The organism is Falsirhodobacter sp. alg1 (assembly GCF_000739715.2).
In the GTDB taxonomy this organism is placed as follows: domain Bacteria; phylum Pseudomonadota; class Alphaproteobacteria; order Rhodobacterales; family Rhodobacteraceae; genus Falsirhodobacter.
Map to the genome: position 1 here is coordinate 1 of NZ_BBJC02000146.1, position 471 is coordinate 471.

Annotated in this window: 1 protein-coding gene; it reads left to right on the forward strand. The window is 61.4% G+C overall.

Going from position 1 to position 471, the window contains the following annotated elements; translation table 11 throughout:
• Positions 1-471, forward strand: a 471-nt coding sequence (locus tag TR36_RS16290) for an NAD(P)/FAD-dependent oxidoreductase (RefSeq protein ID WP_237763622.1), incomplete at both ends; no start/stop codon positions are given.

The window sequence follows — 471 nt, forward strand, 5'->3', positions numbered from 1 at the left end:
GAACAGGAGCTGGAACATCTGCGCCCCTTGGCGGGTGTGGCTGTGGAGGCAAAAGTTCGGACAGGCGCAACCTTTCAGGAACCTGTGCTGTTCACACACCGCGGGCTATCCGGGCCAGCAATTCTGCAGGCCAGCAGCTACTGGCGTGAGGGAGAGGTGCTGCGCCTTGATCTGCTGCCCGCTGGCGGCATGGAGGCTGCATTGCGCGCCTTGCGCCAGTCAGAGCCGCGCATCGCCATAAGAACGGCCTTGGCACGCTATTTGCCGGAAAAGCTGGCACGATATATTGACGCAAGATTAGGGCACGGGGTTCGGCACATCAGCCGCTACCGTGTTGCGTTGTTCCAGAGCAGCCAGAGGAACCGGGATGCCGCGATAGCCGCCAGCATTCCGCATTTCCTGCACAACCTCGGCAGTCTTGCCCGACAGTGCGCGGCCTTCATCCAAGGCCAGAACGATCTGGCGCATTTC